The 17,998-nt window shown below is 41.9% G+C and carries 13 protein-coding genes and 4 pseudogenes; 4 read left to right on the top strand and 13 right to left on the bottom strand.

Features of this window, described 5'->3' with window-relative positions; translation table 11 throughout:
* Positions 1-32: 32 nt before the first annotated feature.
* A complete protein-coding gene (locus IPL35_17080; protein ID MBK8445000.1) occupies positions 33-1,226 on the top strand; it encodes a pyridoxal phosphate-dependent aminotransferase in 1,194 nt (397 codons plus the stop codon).
* A gap of 133 nt (positions 1,227-1,359) precedes the next feature.
* On the opposite strand, the gene IPL35_17075 is transcribed toward IPL35_17080, so the two are convergent.
* The 5 genes and pseudogenes from IPL35_17075 to IPL35_17055 form a co-directional block, all read right to left on the bottom strand.
* Positions 1,360-2,295 (bottom strand): SDR family oxidoreductase, encoded by a 936-nt coding sequence (locus IPL35_17075; GenBank protein MBK8444999.1) that lies wholly within the window; start codon positions 2,293-2,295, stop codon positions 1,360-1,362.
* 71 nt (positions 2,296-2,366) lie between these two features.
* Positions 2,367-3,471 (bottom strand): annotated as a pseudogene (locus IPL35_17070) (UDP-glucose/GDP-mannose dehydrogenase family protein).
* Between the two features lie 192 nt (positions 3,472-3,663).
* Positions 3,664-4,807: pseudogene (locus IPL35_17065) on the bottom strand (DegT/DnrJ/EryC1/StrS family aminotransferase).
* 158 nt (positions 4,808-4,965) lie between these two features.
* Positions 4,966-5,772, bottom strand: coding sequence for a leucine-rich repeat domain-containing protein (locus IPL35_17060; GenBank protein MBK8444998.1), 807 nt, complete (start codon positions 5,770-5,772; stop codon positions 4,966-4,968).
* Positions 5,723-6,376 (bottom strand): leucine-rich repeat domain-containing protein, encoded by a 654-nt coding sequence (locus IPL35_17055; GenBank protein MBK8444997.1) that lies wholly within the window; start codon positions 6,374-6,376, stop codon positions 5,723-5,725. The genes IPL35_17060 and IPL35_17055 overlap by 50 nt, the downstream gene beginning before the upstream one ends.
* A gap of 513 nt (positions 6,377-6,889) precedes the next feature.
* Here IPL35_17055 and IPL35_17050 point away from each other — a divergent pair.
* A pseudogene (locus IPL35_17050) lies at positions 6,890-7,402 on the top strand (RNA polymerase sigma factor).
* A gap of 51 nt (positions 7,403-7,453) precedes the next feature.
* Here the strand turns inward: IPL35_17050 and IPL35_17045 are convergent.
* The 5 genes and pseudogenes from IPL35_17045 to IPL35_17025 form a co-directional block, all read right to left on the bottom strand.
* On the bottom strand, positions 7,454-7,954 hold the full coding sequence (locus IPL35_17045; GenBank protein ID MBK8444996.1) for a cytochrome c: 501 nt from the start codon (positions 7,952-7,954) through the stop codon (positions 7,454-7,456).
* Positions 7,955-7,993: 39 nt separating this feature from the next.
* Positions 7,994-9,172, bottom strand: coding sequence for an apolipoprotein N-acyltransferase (locus IPL35_17040; GenBank protein MBK8444995.1), 1,179 nt, complete (start codon positions 9,170-9,172; stop codon positions 7,994-7,996).
* Positions 9,100-9,612 (bottom strand): hypothetical protein, encoded by a 513-nt coding sequence (locus IPL35_17035; protein MBK8444994.1) that lies wholly within the window; start codon positions 9,610-9,612, stop codon positions 9,100-9,102. The genes IPL35_17040 and IPL35_17035 overlap by 73 nt, the downstream gene beginning before the upstream one ends.
* A gap of 115 nt (positions 9,613-9,727) precedes the next feature.
* The gene (locus IPL35_17030; protein ID MBK8444993.1) at positions 9,728-10,369 is read right to left on the bottom strand and encodes an RloB domain-containing protein; all 642 of its coding nucleotides are present in this window, start codon (positions 10,367-10,369) and stop codon (positions 9,728-9,730) included.
* Positions 10,366-11,430: pseudogene (locus tag IPL35_17025) on the bottom strand (ATP-binding protein). Before IPL35_17025 ends, IPL35_17030 begins: the two are co-directional and overlap by 4 nt.
* A gap of 311 nt (positions 11,431-11,741) precedes the next feature.
* Here IPL35_17025 and IPL35_17020 point away from each other — a divergent pair.
* Both IPL35_17020 and IPL35_17015 read left to right on the top strand, forming a co-directional pair.
* The gene (locus IPL35_17020) at positions 11,742-13,016 is read left to right on the top strand and encodes a serine hydroxymethyltransferase (GenBank protein MBK8444992.1); all 1,275 of its coding nucleotides are present in this window, start codon (positions 11,742-11,744) and stop codon (positions 13,014-13,016) included.
* Positions 13,017-13,182: 166 nt separating this feature from the next.
* Positions 13,183-13,494, top strand: a complete 312-nt coding sequence (locus IPL35_17015; GenBank protein ID MBK8444991.1) for a hypothetical protein — start codon at positions 13,183-13,185, stop codon at positions 13,492-13,494.
* A gap of 136 nt (positions 13,495-13,630) precedes the next feature.
* Here IPL35_17015 and IPL35_17010 read toward each other — a convergent pair whose 3' ends face one another.
* From IPL35_17010 to IPL35_17000, 3 genes are all read right to left on the bottom strand, one after another.
* On the bottom strand, positions 13,631-14,449 hold the full coding sequence (locus IPL35_17010; protein MBK8444990.1) for an anthranilate synthase component I family protein: 819 nt from the start codon (positions 14,447-14,449) through the stop codon (positions 13,631-13,633).
* Positions 14,379-15,020, bottom strand: a complete 642-nt coding sequence (locus tag IPL35_17005; protein MBK8444989.1) for a hypothetical protein — start codon at positions 15,018-15,020, stop codon at positions 14,379-14,381. The genes IPL35_17010 and IPL35_17005 overlap by 71 nt, the downstream gene beginning before the upstream one ends.
* 132 nt (positions 15,021-15,152) lie before the next feature.
* A complete protein-coding gene (locus IPL35_17000) occupies positions 15,153-17,915 on the bottom strand; it encodes a TonB-dependent receptor (protein MBK8444988.1) in 2,763 nt (920 codons plus the stop codon).
* Positions 17,916-17,998 lie beyond the last annotated feature (83 nt).

Here is a 17,998-nt window from a genome sequence, read left to right as displayed (position 1 = left end):
ATTTTTTTAAAATATCCTTGTATTTAAAATATATGCCCAAAGTTTCTCAAAAAGGCAGCACCATGCCGCCTTCGCCCATTCGCAAATTAGTGCCTTATGCTGATGCAGCCAAGCAACGCGGGGTACAAATTTATCACTTGAACATCGGACAGCCCGACATCAAAACGCCGCAGGTGGTGATGGACGCTGTGCATGATTTCAATGCCGAAGTGCTGGAATATTTGCCTTCGCAAGGTAGTTTGTCGTATCGTCAAAAGCTGTGCGGCTACTACGAAAGTGTGGGCGTGAAGGTGCGTGCGCAGGATATTATGGTGACAACGGGCGGTTCGGAGGCTTTGTATTTCGGTTTGTTTTCGTGCTTAGATGAAGGCGATGAAATTATTATTCCTGAGCCTTTTTATGCCAATTACAATGGTTTTTCTACGGCGGGCGGTATTCATATCAAGGCTATCAGGGCAAAAATTGACGATGGTTTTGCCCTGCCGCCCATTGATGAATTTGAACGCCTCATCACTCCCCGCACCAAAGCTATTTTAATTTGCAATCCCAACAACCCGACGGGTTATTTATACTCAAAAGCGGAGTTGGAGCGTTTGCGCGATATTGCTTTGCGCCACGATTTATTTTTGTTTTGCGATGAGGTATATCGTGAATTTTGCTACGACGGCACACACCACACTTCCATTTTATCGCTCGATGGTTTAGACCAACACGCCATTGTTATCGATTCTATTTCTAAAAGATACAGTGCCTGCGGTGCGCGTTTGGGGGCTTTGGTGAGCCGTAATGAAGCGGTTATTGCCACAGCACTCAAATTTGCACAGGCACGCCTGAGTCCTCCTACTTTTAGCGAAGTGGCAGCCGAAGCCGCTTTGCGTACACCGTCTTCTTATTTTGAAGAGGTAAAAAAAGAATACACCCAACGCCGCGATACTTTGGTGGAGGGGTTGCGCAGCATAGAAGGGGTGGTGTGTCCTAATCCGGGTGGGGCTTTTTATATTATGGCGCGCTTGCCGATTGATGATTGTGACCATTTTTGCCAATGGATGCTGGAATCTTTCAGCTATCAGGGAGCAACGGTGATGATGGCTCCGGGTAGTGGTTTTTATTCGCAGCCTGAGTTTGGAAAAAAAGAAGTGCGTATTGCTTATGTACTCAACGAAACCGATTTGAAGGCGGCAGTGGCTTGCTTGCGCGAGGGGTTGAAGGCGTATCAGAATCGCTAAAATATGGTGTCAGGATATTTTTTTTAAAAGAAAGATATTGAAAACCTTTAAAAATGAAAAACCGCTTACTTTTTTTAAAGTAAGCGGTCTTTTTATAAAAATAATGAATGAATAAACTTGTTTGTTCTACCAATTACAACACCTTTTTAAAATAATCGTAAGTAATTTTCATACCTTCCAAACGGCTGTATTTCGGCTCCCAGCCCAAAATGGTTTTGGCACGGGTGATGTCGGGTTGGCGCACTTTCGGGTCGTCAACGGGCAGCGCGCGATACTCTATTTTGGAGGGCGAGCCTGTGAGCGACAATACCTCTTCGGCGAGTTGCTGCAGCGGAATTTCGTCGGGATTGCCGATATTTACAGGCAAGTGGTAGTTGCTGAACAACAAACGATAAATGCCTTCAACCAAATCATCTACATAGCAAAAAGAGCGTGTTTGTGAGCCATCGCCGAATACGGTGAGGGGTTTGTTTTCCATTGCCTGACTGAAAAATGCAGGCAGTGCGCGTCCATCATCTAAGCGCATACGCGGTCCATAAGTGTTGAAAATGCGCACAATGCGTGTTTCCAAACCGTGATAGGTATGATACGCCATCGTCATTGCCTCCTGAAATCGCTTGGCTTCGTCATATACGCCGCGCGGACCTACCGGATTTACATTGCCCCAGTATTCCTCGTGCTGCGGATGAATGAGGGGGTCGCCATATACTTCGGAGGTGCTGGCAACTAAGATGCGTGCATTTTTCGCTTTTGCCAAACCCAATAAATTGTGTGTGCCCAAAGAGCCTACTTTCAGCGTTTGAATGGGCATTTTGAGATAATCAATGGGGCTGGCGGGCGAAGCAAAATGTAAAATATAATGCAAATCACCCGGCACATGCACGAATTTGGAAACATCGTGGTGATAAAATTCAAAATCTTTTCGTGGGAAAAGATGCTCTATATTGCGCAAATTACCGGTGAGCAAATTGTCCATACCAATTACTTGGTATCCTTCTTTCAGAAAGCGGTCGCACAGGTGTGAGCCTAAAAATCCTGCTGCGCCGGTAATCAAAACCCTTTTTTGCATGGGTGAAAAAATTATTTACTTGGTATAAAAGATGTTATATTTTTTATGTAAAAATTGCCGTAAACCGGAATTTAGCCGTTTACATGATTTCTGCCAATACTCGTGTAAGCAAAGCCCAAACCTTCCATATCATTGACGGCGTATAAATTACGACCGTCAAAAATAATCTTTCTTTTCATTTTTTGCGCCATCCGCTCAAAATTTGGTGAGCGGAATACGTTCCATTCTGTCATAATGACGAGTGCATCGGCATTTTCGGTGGCATCGTATTGGTTGGCGGCATATTTAATTTTATTACCAAAAATCGCTTCTACGTTTTTCATAGACTCGGGGTCAAAAACGGTAATATCTGCGCCATCTTGCAGGAGTTGTTCGATAATATACAAAGCGGGGGCTTCGCGAAGATCATCGGTGTTGGGTTTAAAACTCAAGCCCCATACGGCTATTTTTAAATCTTTCAGGTTGCCGCCAAAATACTGCCGGATTTTAGCCACCATACGCTCACGCTGTTTTTGATTGACATCAATAACAGAATTGAGAATTTTGAAATCGTACTCGTATTCTTTGGAGGTTTTTAAGAGCGTTCGTCCATAAAATAAATGGGGTTGCCCTGACGGATATAGGGTTCGTAGAGGCGTTGCATGATTTTGCGGGCGCGTTCGCTGCTGGTTCCCACCACTACGCGGTCGGGTTTCATAAAATCTTCTACGGCAGCACCTTCGCGCAAAAATTCGGGGTTGGAAACCACATCTACATCATCTGTATAATACTGGCTGATAACGGCTTTCACTTTTTCTGCCGTACCCACCGGCACAGTGCTTTTATTGACGATAACTTTGTAATCTTTGAGCAGGCGGGCAATATCGGCTGCCGCGCGCAGGATATACGACAAATCAGCCGAGCCATCTTCGCCTGGGAGGCGTAGGCAAAGCCAAAATACCACTTCTGTTGTTCAATACCTTCTTCCAAAGAAGTGGTAAAATGAATACGACCTTGTCGGATATTGCGCTCAAAATAATATCTAAACCCCGGTTCATAAATAGGAATGCCGCCCGAACGGAGCAATTCTACTTTTTTCTCGTCTATATCTACGCAAGTCACATTATTGCCGGTTTCTGCAAAACAAGTTCCCGTCACCAAACCTACATAGCCTGTACCAATTACTGCGATTTTCATCTAATGTATAAAAATATGTATTAAAAAAATATGAATAATAAAACCAATATTGTCCCTTTTTATCTTGATGTTTGAAAGTATATAAAGTCACAAATCGGCTCAATAAATTTTAAAAATTGTTGATGTATTAGTGATTTTTTAGTTTTAAATATCTGAAAACTAATATTTTGTATTGATTGAATTTGTTTGTTTTTATAAGGTAGGGGTATGATGCAGGCAATGCAATAATGTTTCGCCGATAAATTTGATTTGTGCTTCGTTCATTTCGCTGTGCATAGGTAGCGAGATAGTATGTGCCGCCGCCGCTTCTGCCACCGGAAAATCACCTTTTTTGTACCCCAAATAAGCAAAAGCACGGTTGAGGTGCATCGGATATGGGTAGTAAATCATAGTAGGCACACCTGCTTGTTCTAATTGTTGTTTTAAAATATCGCGGTTTTTGTTTCGGATAATGAGGGTATATTGATGAAAAACGTGTGTGCTGTAAGGAGCGCGATAAGGTATCGTAATGTTGTCCTCCGCTTGTCGGAAATATTGGTCGTATTGGTCGGCAGCCGCTTGGCGTGCAGCGATATAGGTATCTAATTTCTTGAGTTTTGCGTTCAGTACTACGCCCTGAAAACTATCCAAACGCGAGTTGATTCCTATAATATCCGAATGATATTTTTGCAACTGACCGTGATTGCAGACCATTTTGAGTTGTTGGGCGAGTGCATCATCATTACAAAATATAGCTCCTGCATCGCCGTAAGCTCCCAAATTTTTGGAAGGATAAAAAGAAGTGCAGCCGATATGCCCCATGGTGCCGCTTTTGGCGCGTTTGCCATCGCTGAAGGTATAATCTGCGCCGATGGATTGGGCGTTGTCTTCAATCACAAATAATCGGTGGCGAGTGGCAATATCTAAAATTTGCTCCATAGCGGCGCACTGACCGTACAAATGCACGGCATAATGCAGCGGGTGCGCGGTGTGATGGCGGCTTCTATCAAATCGGGGTTGATATTGAAGGTTTGCGGGTCAATATCTACAAAAACGGGTTTGAGGTGCAGTAATGCAATGACTTCGGCAGTGGCTACAAACGTAAAAGGCGTGGTAATGATTTCGTCGCTGGCTTGTAGCGGCAGTGCCATCAGTGCGGCTTGAGGGCATCAGTGCCGTTGGCGCAAGGAATAACATGTTTGGAGCCGAGATAATCCGCCAAACGTGCGGTAAATTCTCCTACAACGGGACCATTGATAAAAGCACCGCTTTCTAAAATTTGTTCAAAACCTGCTGCTACTTCCGCTCTGATTCCTTCATATTGGCGGCGCAAATCCACCATTTGTATTTTTTCCATATCTGTATTTACCTTCTTATATTGCTGCTTTAAAATTAGGCGTGCAAATATAGGGGTTTTTCAGGCTTTTATTGAAAAAACGGTAAATTTTTGCTTTTTAAAAAAGTTTTTATACAAGTGGTGGTTCTTTTAAAGGGCTTTTTTTAGAGGGGTGGTTATTATGAATGATTGTGAAGCATAGCTGCTACTACGCGGCGGCTCGCTGTGGTCGGAGGGCGCATCAGGCGTTCGTTGTTGCGCTGATGTATTTCACTTTTTGCCATAAATTGTTCAAATTGCTCTTTTTCAGTACCAAATAATAACATCATAGCCTCTAAATGCAACAACATATTGTGTACTACTAACCAATGTTTGCGGCTTTCATAAGTGTTATTATAGGACTGAATATTATGCGAGTAGGTCGGTTTTTCCCAATACATCAGATTTAAAAATTCTGACAAATATTGCTGGTACAATGCCAAGTCCATAGAGTCGCACAATTCGGCTTCAATAATAATTCCTTTTTCGGAGGCGGTGGTAGTAATTACGGCATCTACTTTTTTTACTTCCTTCAAAAACCAAGGCAAATAACTGAAATAAAACATCAATGCCGAAGTCCAAAAAGTGGCAGGAGCTTCTATTTTTCTGATGTTGATTTTTTTGCCTTCTATCAATTTGGCTTCACAGCGCAGGTAGTGTTTTAATGCAAAAATACCCTGTTGAGCTACTTCTAAGGGAGGAAATATGAGGGGGTTTTGCTCTACTTCAATATTTTTTAGTTTGAATAAATTGACTAAATGCCGTGGCAGTTTTTGGATTTTGTTGTTATTGAGCAATAATTCCTGTAAGGCAGATAATTCACAAATGGCTTCGGGCAAATTGTCGAGGCTGTTGTCTTTTAAAGAAAGGCTTTGTAATTGTGTCAGGTTTTCAATGCTAGAAGGGAGCACATCTATTTGGTTGTGGTTGAGGTGGAGGTGGCGCAAGTTTTTTAAGTGGCTGATGCTCTCGGGAAAAACCCACAACCGGATTGTAGCTCAAATTGAGGGATATTAACTGTTGTAATTGTGCAAAACCCGAAGGCAGTTGTACTAAGCGGTTTTGAGAGACATCTAAATGTTTCAATGCCCTCAAGCCGCCGATAGAAGCGGGTAATTGTGTAAGCGCATTGTTGTTTATCTCTACATATTCTAATTTTTTGAGTTGTCCGAAAATGTCGGGTAATTTTTTCAGTTGGTTGCCGTTGGCGATAAAATGCCGTAATTGTTGGGCTTTGCTCAAAGTAGCAGGCAAGGAACTGAGTTCATTGTTTTCGAGGTCAATGATTTCTAAATGAGGCAGTAAAAAAAGGTCGTCGGGCAGTTGGCGGATTTGGTTATATTCCAATCGCAAAACTTTGAGGTTGGGTAATTGTGAAATTTGGCGCGGCAATTCGGGAAGTTCATTATCGCGCAAATCTAACTCCTCCAAATGTACTAAATCCTCAATTTCAGGCGGCAAATGCCGAATACCCTTATTATCAAACGATAAACAGCGTGCGCCACTATCACAGGCTTGGCGGATGGCAACCAGTAGCTCGTATTGGTTCATAGCAATGTTTTGTAATAAAGTTTACTTCTCTTTATAGTTCAGGCGGTAAAATTAATTGTAATATTAGGATGCTATAAGGCTCTTATTGTCTAAATCGTTTATATATATTACAATTATTCATGTTGTGAACTGCGCAACACTGTCTTTGATAGCAGTAGGCTGTCATTTTAAGAAAAAAAACTGCCATTTTGTCGTTTCTTTTACTGTGGTTAGATTTTTGATAGTAATAAGAATATTAGAGACAGATATTCAACAGGGGCAATATATTTTTTTGTTGTAAAATAACAATAATCGCAGTTTTTTTAAAAGTGTTAATTTATTTTAAATAAATCATTATAATTAGAGAATGTATCATTTTATCCTCGATTAGTCGTTATATTTGTGCAATAAAATAATACAATATTACGGCTGTTTGATAAAGAATAACTGCAATATTTGTATCTCTATTGTTTCTTGTTTATTTTATTTATAAGTGTAATTAGGTTTGTTCATTGAATTAAAATTTAGAAAATTATGACAGCAGTAGATTTTAAAACCTCGGTAGTAAATAGTTGTAATAAATTGCGTCCGTTTGCCATCAGTTTGACTAAAAATTCGGAAGATGCGCAGGATTTATTGCAAGAAACAGCATACAGAGCCTTAGTGAATGAAAATTTATTCAAAGAAAATACAAATTTGAAAGCGTGGTTATTTACCATCATGCGCAATATTTTCATCAATAACTATCGCCGCAAAGTAAAACACAACACCATCATTGATACTTCTGATAATACTTTTTGTTGGATTCAAGGCTGATGCCCCCGTTTTGGGCAATACCGCCGAAGTAAACTTTATGATGGAGGATATTCACAGTAATTAATCAACTTTCGAGGAGTATCGTTTGCCATTTATGATGCACTACGAAGGTTTTAAGTATCAAGAGATTGCGGACAAACTCCAAGTGCCGCTCGGCACGGTGAAAAGTCGTATCTTTTTGCGAGAAAAGAATTAAAAGAAAGACTGAAAATTTACCACAAAGCGGTATAAAGCAACAAAAGCCTCTGCTCACCACACGGAAGCAGAGGCTTTTGCTTTTTTTTAGTTTGCGGGGTTCTGTCGGGCGCGGGCGGCTTGCTCCACGCTCACTGTGCCGCCGCCATTGTCAAATTCGTTCAAAATATAGGTAAATACCGCCGACAACTCCTCGTTGCTTAGGTCGGGTACGGGCGGCGGCATTGCCTGTTGGTAGCTTACACCATTTACTACGATGGTTTCGTGCATACCGTTGGCAGTGCCGTGTATCGCTTTTTCTAAGTTTTTTGCCAAAAAGTCAGATTGCACCAAAGGCGGAAAAGTACCTTCAATGCCGTTGCCGTTTTCTAAATGGCAAATCGCACAGCGTTTATTGTATATTTTTTTGCCCTGCGCCAATACTTGCTGCAAGTCGGTGGTGGCGGTGCTGCTGTTGCTGTCGGTAGCGGCGGGCGTGCTTGGGTGCTTGTCGGAAGTGTGCGGCGGAGTTTCGGAGCAACTTGTCCATAAAAAACTCCAGCAAAAAATCATTGCACTCTCTTTCAAAATAGACGAAAATTTTATCATATATCAATAGATATTGTTTTTTTTAATCCGATAAAAAAATCAGACGGTGCGCGACAGATTCCGGCGATTTGATTTTTTTATAATTATCAGCAGCAAAATTAATACCACGCCTGCACCGCAAGCTATTTTGTAAATATAATCTCCAAAACGCACATAAAAAGTAAGAGCTTCGTTGGCATAGAGCGTGTCTTTGATTACTTTTTCTTCATCGTAGTTGGTGGCTTGGCGTATGATGCCGCGCTGGTCAATAAAACACGAAATACCCGTGTTGGCAGAGCGGGCAATGTCGCGGCGTGTTTCAATGGCACGCAGCGAAGCATAATGCAAATGCTGTCGGTGCCCGGGCGTGTTGCCCCACCAGCCATCGTTGGTGATAATAAAGATAGCATTTGCGCCTTTTTTGATATATTCGGTGCAATACTCCCCATAAATGGATTCGTAGCAAATAACGGGAGCTACGCCGATACCGTCTTTTCCGATAAAAGCAGTTCGCTCGGTTTGTGTACCCAAACTACCCGCTATGCCGCCTAAGTCAATGGCGAAATTATCCAAAATTTGAACAAAAACGGATAAGGCATACGCTCCACACCGCACTAATTTGGATTTGTAATAAAATTGCGGCTGCTGTGTGCCTTGCATCTGCACCCGCCGCATTGAAGGCATCGTAGAAATGATTGCTGCCGCGCAAAGGTCGGGCGGTGGCAGTTTTCCTTGCCCTCCGTATAATATTCCAAAAGCGTAAGTCCTGCCACTAATTGCAGTTGTGGGCGTTGTTGCAGCCATTGAGCAATGCGCGCGATTGCAACTCCTGAAAAAGTCGCGCCGCCAAACGGAGTTCGGGATAGAGGTTTCAGGCCATACCATATAAGTGGTGTGTTCGGTGCAGATGCTGTCGGAAAGCTGAATAAAACGCTCCAATTGCTGTTGTGCGAGTTGCGGCTCAAATTTTTCGTTATAAGGGTCAATATTGGGCTGCAAAACGGCTACCTCTATGGCTTTTCCTTGCTCGCTATAACTATAATATATCGCCAAAGATACCAACACAGGCAGCAAAAACAACAAAGCGGGCTTCCATACCAACTGAATATATGCTTTTATGGCATCGGGAAAATTGCGGATAAGCGGTTTTTGGGTAAATGAAGGGCTTATTCGCAGATGAGCATATTGAGCAGCAATACCCACAGCGTACCGCCCGCCACGCCGGTATATTCGTACCACTGCACCAATGCCGGATAATAGGCAAATACATTGCCGAGCGTGAGCCAAGGCCAGCTGAGTTCCCAGTTCAGGTGCAGGTATTCAAAAGCAAGCCACGCCGCAATGAAGGCAACGTAGGCAAAAGTTTTGTTCCAAGCCAGCCGCGCCCGATGCAACACATACAAGGGCACACACATAAAAAGCGAGTTGAGCGTAAAAGCGAGAACAGAACCCGCAAAAGAAGCATTTTTTACCCACCACGTTACCGCTATATTCCATATCAAAAAAAATACATAGCAATATCCGAAATAAGCACGACCCGAAAGGCGGCGGCGAAAAGCGGCTTCTTCGAGCAAAAACAGCGGAATCCACGCCGTAAATATCAAAGGAAATAAAGGTAATTCGCTCCACGCCAAAGTAGCCGATACCGCCCCTGCCAATGCCAACAGTAAATAACGCATAGAAGATAACTAAAATAATAATAAATTACAACCTGACAAAAATAGCTTGAAACATTTGCTTTTATGTCATTGTCGCTTGTTTTTATCTTTATTCTCTATGATAAACAAGTGAGTTTTACTTAAAATACTTTTTCAGTTCGCCTGAACAGAAAAACAATTCCATCTCACACATTGCTTTTGTTGGATTTTGATTGTCAAAATTTCCGAGTGCGAACGCGTTTTGTATGGCAGTATTTAAGTGTGGTTTTAATTTTAAATAAATATCGTCATTTTCTTTGGTGAAAAAATTTTTTGTTTTTTCATAATTTCTCAGATGTTGCTTTAACTGCTTTTCCGCTTCCGAACAATTATGATACAATTTATTTTTTCCTTCAAAATGAAGTAAAAACCAAAATTCAAGACAAGGATTATTTACAATAACTACAACGTTTTTATATTTCTTTGCAAGTTTTGCTCTGTATTCTTCAAAAGATTTCAACGGTGATTTTTTTCCTTTAAATGTTTCCTTGGTTTCTTTAATAACCGTATCAAGATCAATAATCCAAAAAACTTTTGTAAACTCCTTGCCTGATAAATCATAAACTAATTCGTATTGTTCTGCTATACTTTTTTTGTGAGGAATCTCAGGTTTTATAGTGACACGAATATCTTTTTCGTTTCGTTTTAGCATATTCAGATACCAAACTTCCGTTTCTCCGTCCACTACAACAGCAAAAGAAATACCCGTTTTTGGAGGGTTTGTTTTATGCTTCCTCATACGCCCAAATCAATAAAAGTATCGCCCAAATGAGGTGTTCCGCTTAATTTGCCACTTTTATAGGCATTTAAAATATTGGTACCTTTGCGAACAACAGAGCTGTCAAAATCCGCCAATGAATACAATTCGGTAGCACAGCTTTCATTTTTATCCGTGAACCATATTGCATCATTTCTGAAAATATCATCGTTGTCTAAAATTTCGCGGTTGTGTGTAGTGGCAATGATTTGAGAATTGTTGGCATTTAAAAGAAAGGAAAGCAGAAAATGTAAATACAAATCAGGGTGCAAAGAACTTTCTAATTCGTCAATCGGAAATACTATTGGATTTTTTGATTAATAATGCTAATAAGCCCGCAAATCCGTAGTAACGTTGTGTTCCTTGCGATTCCTGTTCCAAAGGCAAAGTATATTTGATATTATTTACGGTATGTTCAAATTCAATGTTTAAAATTGTCAATTTCCCTTTTACTTCTATTTGCTTAATTTGGTCATTAGGTTCTTCAAATTGCTTTTTCAAAAACTCAATTAAACCATCAGGTATTTTCTCTTTTTTCTCTTCAATAATAATATCAGAGATATTGAAATCTGCTTTTTTAAAATAGCTACAATGTCTGATTTGTCAATAATATTTTCATTGATTCCGAATGTTATTAACTCATCTAATTGTGTTTTTGTAAAAATTAAACGTTTAAAATAGTTTGTAAACCAATCCATTACTTCTTGTAGTTCTTTAAAGTCAATATTGGTTTTCAGAAAGCCCCCAAGAACAGTGTTATTCCACAAAGTATTTGCTTCAAGATAAAAAGGGTTAAAATGTAATTCGTTTGTTTTTTTGCTTTCCGGCTCAAGCACAATATTTCTTAAAAAATCAAGGGCTTTCAATACGGTTGTTTTACCAGAAGCATTTGCACCGTAGATTAAGGCAAGTTTTAAAATTCTATACTTGCCTGAATGTATGATATAAGTATCTTCGAGATGTGTTGATTTTTTTGCCTCAAAGGAAAGTGTTTGCTTTTCTTTTATAGAGCCAAAATTTTGTACGCTAAAATTGAGTATCATTTTTTTATTTTTTACAGAAGGTAGAATCGTTTTACAAAAATATTAAATAAAGTATAAAAAAATACAAAAAAAACAATTTCTTGTTCATATTTTGTAAATAATTTGCATTTTTTAATACAAAATACTTTGTTTTAAGTATTTTTAATGTGGTCATAATATTGTGAGAAAGTAAAATTTCATAGTGTTTTTTTATAAATTCTTCCCTATAACTACAATTTCAAATTGTTGTTGTTTTGCCATAATCTATCCCTAAAAAAAACACTATCTTTGCGCTCATTATTTCAAAAAGTGTTTTATTATTTTTTTTATCCATGCAAATAGATTCTTTAGTTTTTTCTATCATAGAAAAAGAGCATCTGCGCCAGCGTCATGGTGTGGAGCTTATTGCCTCCGAAAATTTCGTAAGCGAACAAGTGATGCAGGCAATGGGCAGTGTGCTTACCAACAAATACGCCGAGGGCTTGCCCAATAAACGCTACTACGGCGGCTGTGTGCATGTGGACGAGGTGGAGCTTTTGGCGATTGAAAGACTGAAAGAATTATTTGGTGCAGCGTGGGCAAATGTGCAGCCGCATAGCGGAGCGCAAGCCAATGCTTCGGTGATGTTGGCGGTGCTCCAAGCCGGCGACCCTATTTTGGGCTTTGACCTTGCTCACGGCGGTCATCTCACACACGGTTCTGCGGTCAATTTTTCGGGAAAACTCTATCGCCCGCATTTCTATGGCGTGGAGCCGGATACCGGACTGATTGATATGGATAAAGTAGCTGCCAAAGCGCGGGAGGTGTGCCCCAAGCTCATTATTTGCGGTGCTTCGGCGTATTCCCGCGATTGGGATTATGCCCGTTTTCGCGCCATTGCCGACGAAGTAGGGGCTTTGTTGCTCGCCGATATTGCCCACCCTGCGGGGCTTATCGCTACCAAAATGCTCAACAACCCCTTGCCGCATTGCCATATTGTGAGCAGCACTACCCACAAAACGTTGCGCGGTCCGAGAGGCGGAATTATTATGATGGGTAAAGATTTTGACAATCCTTTCGGCATCACCACGCCCAAAGGCGAAATTCGCTCTATGAGCAGCTTGTTGGACAGTGCCGTTTTTCCGGGTACGCAGGGAGGTCCTTTGGAGCATGTAATTGCCGCCAAAGCGGTTGCCTTCCACGAGGCGTTGAGCGAAGATTATATCACCTATTGCCGTCAGATTATCGCCAACGCACAAGCCTTAGCCACCGAATTGTTGCGCCGCGATTATCGCATTATTTCGGGCGGCACTTCTAATCATTTGCTCCTGATAGATGTATCTAATAAAGAGATTTCGGGTAAAAAAGCTGAAATTGCTTTGGGCGAAGCCGAAATTACGGTAAATAAAAATATGATACCTTTTGATACGCGCTCGCCGATGATTACTTCCGGTATTCGCATTGGCACATCTGCCGTCACCACGCGCGGTATGAAAGAAGCCGACATGCCTTTAATCGTTGATTGGATAGACCGCATCATCAGCAACCCCGATAACGAAGCTGTAAAAAAAGCCGTAAAAAAAGAGGTTCACGATAAAATGAATACGCTGCCTTTGTTCGCTTGGTAGGCAGTGATGAATTGATAAATAAATTTTTATTTTATCCGTAACGCACAGTATGAAAAACTGTGCATTACGGATTTTTTATGTTCAAAGCATTTTGTGTGGGCATACCCCAACTTTGACAAAGTTCCAACTTTGTCAAAGTTAAACACTGCTGCATTTATCGTGGGCATTGGTGCATTTGTCGTGGGTATTGGTGCATTTGTCGTGGGCATTGGTGCATTTGTCGTGGGCACTGTTGCATTTATCGTGGGCATTGGTGCATTTGTCGTTGGCATTGGTGCATTTGTCGTGGGCACTGTTGCATTTGTCGTGGGCATTGGTGCATTTGTCGTGGGCATTGGTGCATTTGTCGTGGGCACTGTTGCATTTATCGTGGGCATTGGTGCATTTATCATTTGCAGTGCCGCATTTATCATTTGCGGCATTGTATTTGGCGTGGGCAACTCCAACTTTGACAAAGTTCCAACTTTGTCAAAGTTAAATACTGCTGCTTGTGTTGTGCGCACTCCAACTTTGTCAAAGTTAAATACTGCTGCTTGTGTTGTGCGCACTCCAACTTTGTCAAAGTTAAATACTGCTGCTTATGTTGTGGCAACTTGGGCTAAATATAAAAAATTCTAATCCCCACGATTCACTGCCCCTTGCAGGGCTTCGGCTTTGAGGAGGCATTCCTGATATTCGGCGAGTGGCTGGCTTTCAATGGTCAGCGCACTGCCCGCCTGCACCGACACCTTCGCCCCCTGCCCGCGATACAAAATGCTGCGTATCACCACATTAAAATCAAAATCGCCGTTGGGTGCAAAGTAACCCACCGCCCCCGAAAACAAGCCGCGCCGCCGTGTTTCGTATTGCTCTATTTGCTCCATCGCTTTTATTTTGGGGCAGCCCGTCATCGAACCCATCGGAAATGCCACCTTCAAGGCGGCTACTGCATCGCGTTGTGGCTCTTTCAATACTGCCTTTACGGTAGAAATCAACTGATGCACCGTAGCAAAACTATACACTTCGCACAATTCTTCTACCGCAATGCTGCCGATTTTGGCAAAAGGGGTTAAATCATTGCGTACCAAATCTACAATCATTATATTTTCGCTGCGCTCTTTGGGATTATTTTGCAATGCCTGTTTCAGTTGCTCGTCCTCTTGGGGAGTGCTGCCGCGCCGTATAGTGCCTTTAATGGGTTGCGAAATCAATACATCGTCCGCTTTTTTTAAAAAACGCTCCGGACTGGCGCACAACAAATACATATCGCCGAGGTGCATATATGCCGAAAAAGGAGCTTGCGCCCGCCGGTTGAGGTTTTGAAACACCTCCAAAGCGTTGATAGCTGTTCCTTCACTTTCAAAAGCCTGACACAAATTGAGTTCATAGACCAATCCCGCGCGAATATCGTCTAATACCTGCTCGGCGCGTTTCAGATAAACGGTCTGGCTCATCGCTGCTTTCAGAGGGGTGCTTCGGGCAGGCAGTATGCTCCTCCTCCTCAGACAAACTGCTGGTATGCGATACTACATCAAAATCAGAGGCAGTAACATTGATTTTTTGCCGCAGAATTTGCTCTAATACCGCTTCGGGAGCGTGGCGCAAACAGGCGATATGCAGCTCACAACTTTCGCGCGGGATAAAGATGACGGTTTCGGGGCGGCAAAAATAGAGTGGGGGAGCAGCGATAAGGTCTTTGTTGTGCGAATAAAGGCTCGGTTCTATTTCGTTTTTTAAATCGTAAGAAAGATAACCAAACAACCAGTCGTTGGCATAGCTGCGGCGAAATTCATCTAAATGCCTGAAAGCGTAGCCCATAGCGGGCTGAATAAAAGCTGCTGCACCGGCTGCCGCCAAACACTCATAAGTTCCGTAGCGGTCGTGTTGTTGCCGATTACTGTCCAAATAAAAGCAACAGGGCTGCTGAGGATGTAGCCAATGCAATATTTTTTGTTTGATGGTAGCGAGGTCGGCGGCGGCAAAAGAATGAACAAGCGTGTGGCGCATAAAAACAGAAAAAAACAAACTTTTTACGAAAAATCGTGCGCTGCAAAGGTAGTATTTTGAGCGTATTCAAAAATAAAAAACGCTTTCAACTCCATACGAAAGCTGAAAGCGTTTTTTATTGTATAAAAGAAAAAGCAGGATTAGCTTTTTTTATAGAGAAATCTTAAAAGAAAGGTTATAGCGGCGACCCATACCAAAGAAAACTGTTGCTGATTCGGCACTATTCAATACCTGATAGGTGTTAGTGCCGTCAAATCCTGAACTAGTGCCATTATTGACAGCATCACTCAAATAATAAGCATCTAAAGCATTTAAAATGTTAAACTGTAATCCACAGCGTATTTGCTTGATTTTAAAATTATATCCGCTATAAAAGTCCAGCAACGTATAAGCAGGCATTTCCCACGATTGGGCTTTGGTTGCGGAGTCTCTCATATTATCGGGGTTGAAGTTGGCATATTGATTGGCAAAATAAGTGCCGCGTATTTTAAAATAAATATCTTTCACAGGCTCTACACGTGCCATCAAACCAAATTGTGTTTGTGCGGCATCGCCTACTTTAATACCGGTAGGGTCAATATAAACCGTTTTTTGTTCAAAAGGGTCAAAGAAGGAGGTAGAAGAATTCCATTGCCAATCGCCCAACGACATCAGACCTTCTATGTCTAACCAGCGAGTTGTTTTCCAGACAAAATCCATTTCTATCCCTTTGTGCAAAGCACCTACTCCGTTTACATTTACTTGTTCGCGGTCGGAGTTGAGGTCGGTGGGGTCGGTAAGCACATATACGGGAGAGTCTAAAGGTTTATTTTCCCACTGTGTATAATAAGTATTGACATTTGCAGAAAATAATACAGTGTTAAAACTATATCCTGCTTCTATGGCATTTACTACTTCATTTTTTGCATCTTCTACTATGTTCATTTTTACAACAGAAGTATTTACATCTTCTTTTAAAGAACCGTTAGTGTTGGCATTGCGATTGGAATTGAATACATTGTCAAAACGCGGTGCTTTGGATAAATGACCTCCATTGACAAAAACTGAGTGTTTATCATTGATTTTATAAGAAAATCCGGTTTTAAAGGTAAATCCTGTAAAATTCTGCCAATCAAATTGTTGAAAATCGGCTTGTGGAGAATCAATGGTATAAGTAGTGCCGTTATAATCTACGGGATTGTAGTAAGATACATAAAAAGAAGTATCTGCCAATGCTACTACTTTGGGTTTCATGTAGTCTTCGATGCGGTAGCCCGTAGTAGCAGCAGAAACATTAACAAAAGCCGACCAACGGCGATAGTCATATTCTAACATACCAAATACACCACCCCAGCGCACAAATCCCGAATAATCGTAGCCGAAGCGGTCGCCTACACCCAAGCGTGAGCTGTCGGCATCTATCATAAAATTGCCAATACTGCGGTAATAATCGCCACCGAGTAAATCATATACTTCACGGTAGTGGTCGCCGCGATAATAGCGCATATCCAAACCGCCCGAAAGTGTAAATTTATCGTTGATGATGTATTCGGCAGTAGAGAGCAAGCCATACCAAAAGTGATTGTTTTTACTGGAACGGATAATGCTTTCACTGCGTTTGTCGGGTTTAAATAAACTTGTACTTTGATTGTCATCGTATAACTTTTGTAAATTCAACAAACCATTGGTGGTGTCTATGCTTGCTGATGTTCCCATCAGTGCCGTTCCGCCGCCGTCACCTAATGACAGGTAAGCTACATTTGACCAAAAAACGCGCTCGTTGGCTTGCCATGAGTGCCGCAAACTGATTTGGGGTTTGTGGTAATAATTACGAGCTGTATTATATTCTTCGCCGTTAAGCAAGCCGACGTGTTGGTTATATTTTAACCCATAAGAATAGGGGAACTTACTATAAAAAGAAGTGTCGGCAATACCCTGATCCAAAGCGTACTGGCGGTCAATGATTTCAATAGGTGTACTAAAAGCCCGTTGTCCGTGCCGTTGCGGTGCACCAAATCCTGACAAAACAATCAGGTGTTTGCCAAATTCTTTATCCAAACGCAGATAATAAAAGAAACCCTCCGTAAAATTGCCGGTTACCCAGCCGTCTCCTTTTTTATACGAAAAAGCCGTGGAAATACCCCAGTCGCCTTTCAAGCGTCCCGAAGTAATGCCGAGTGTGGTACGCGCCATACCTGCCCCTATCTCCTGCGAAGCACTGATGCTGCGTTTTGACTCCATACCGCGCGTAAGAATATTGATAGTGCCGCCTACGGAAGGTGTCGCCAATTTAGAAGCCCCCAAACCGCGCTGCACTTGCATGGTTTTTGTCACCAAATCCAAACCAAACCAGTTGCTCCAATACACCCAGCCGTTTTCCATATCGTTCACCGGCACACCATCTAACATCACCGCCACATTGCGCTGATTAAATCCCCTGATGGTAACACGCGCATCGCCGTCACCGCCGCCCTGTTGTGTGGCATAAGTACCCGGTGTGCTGTTGAGTACCATCGGCAAATCCTGCAAAGCCAGCTCTTCCTGTAATTTGATGTTGGAAATGTTGGAAAAAGCCACAGGCGTTTTGCGGGTTTGTGCAATATCCGCCACCACCATTACCTCTTTGAGTTGCTGGCTGCTGTTCATTTGTATATCTAATGGATAGGTTCCGCCGGTGAGCGTTACACTTTGCACCACATTATCATAACCCACAAATGAAAAAGTTAATTCATACGTGCCGTTTTTGAGTTCTAAGCTATAAGCACCGTCCATGTTGGCTACTGCACCTGTACTACCGGAGCGCACATAAGCACCCAAAAGAGCTTCGCCGGTGGCAGCATCGCTGATAATACCCTGTATGCGTGTAGTTTGCGCAATGGCAGGTACACAAAGCATCAGCAAAAGAAAAAAGAAGAAGTAAAAGCTACGTTTCATAATAAATGAAAATTTTGAGTGTAAAAGTACAAAATACTTATAAATGACGAATATGAAAAATAATGCTTTTGCAGAATGTTAAT

The sequence above is a fragment of the Sphingobacteriales bacterium genome (assembly GCA_016711285.1).
In the GTDB taxonomy this organism is placed as follows: domain Bacteria; phylum Bacteroidota; class Bacteroidia; order Chitinophagales; family UBA2359; genus JADJTG01.
This window is presented reverse-complemented; position numbering and strand designations above follow the sequence as displayed.

What these genes read in the sequence shown, in the direction of transcription:
- IPL35_17020 (MBK8444992.1), top strand. Translation starts at nt 11,742, where the DNA reads ATGCAAATAGATTCTTTAGTTTTTTCTATCATAGAAAAAGAGCATCTG.
- IPL35_17010 (MBK8444990.1), bottom strand. Translation starts at nt 14,449, where the DNA reads ATGAGCCAGACCGTTTATCTGAAACGCGCCGAGCAGGTATTAGACGAT.
- IPL35_17030 (MBK8444993.1), bottom strand. Translation starts at nt 10,369, where the DNA reads ATGAGGAAGCATAAAACAAACCCTCCAAAAACGGGTATTTCTTTTGCT.
- IPL35_17000 (MBK8444988.1), bottom strand. Translation starts at nt 17,915, where the DNA reads ATGAAACGTAGCTTTTACTTCTTCTTTTTTCTTTTGCTGATGCTTTGT.
- IPL35_17055 (MBK8444997.1), bottom strand. Translation starts at nt 6,376, where the DNA reads ATGAACCAATACGAGCTACTGGTTGCCATCCGCCAAGCCTGTGATAGT.
- IPL35_17035 (MBK8444994.1), bottom strand. Translation starts at nt 9,612, where the DNA reads ATGCGTTATTTACTGTTGGCATTGGCAGGGGCGGTATCGGCTACTTTG.
- IPL35_17045 (MBK8444996.1), bottom strand. Translation starts at nt 7,954, where the DNA reads ATGATAAAATTTTCGTCTATTTTGAAAGAGAGTGCAATGATTTTTTGC.
- IPL35_17080 (MBK8445000.1), top strand. Translation starts at nt 33, where the DNA reads ATGCCCAAAGTTTCTCAAAAAGGCAGCACCATGCCGCCTTCGCCCATT.
- IPL35_17075 (MBK8444999.1), bottom strand. Translation starts at nt 2,295, where the DNA reads ATGCAAAAAAGGGTTTTGATTACCGGCGCAGCAGGATTTTTAGGCTCA.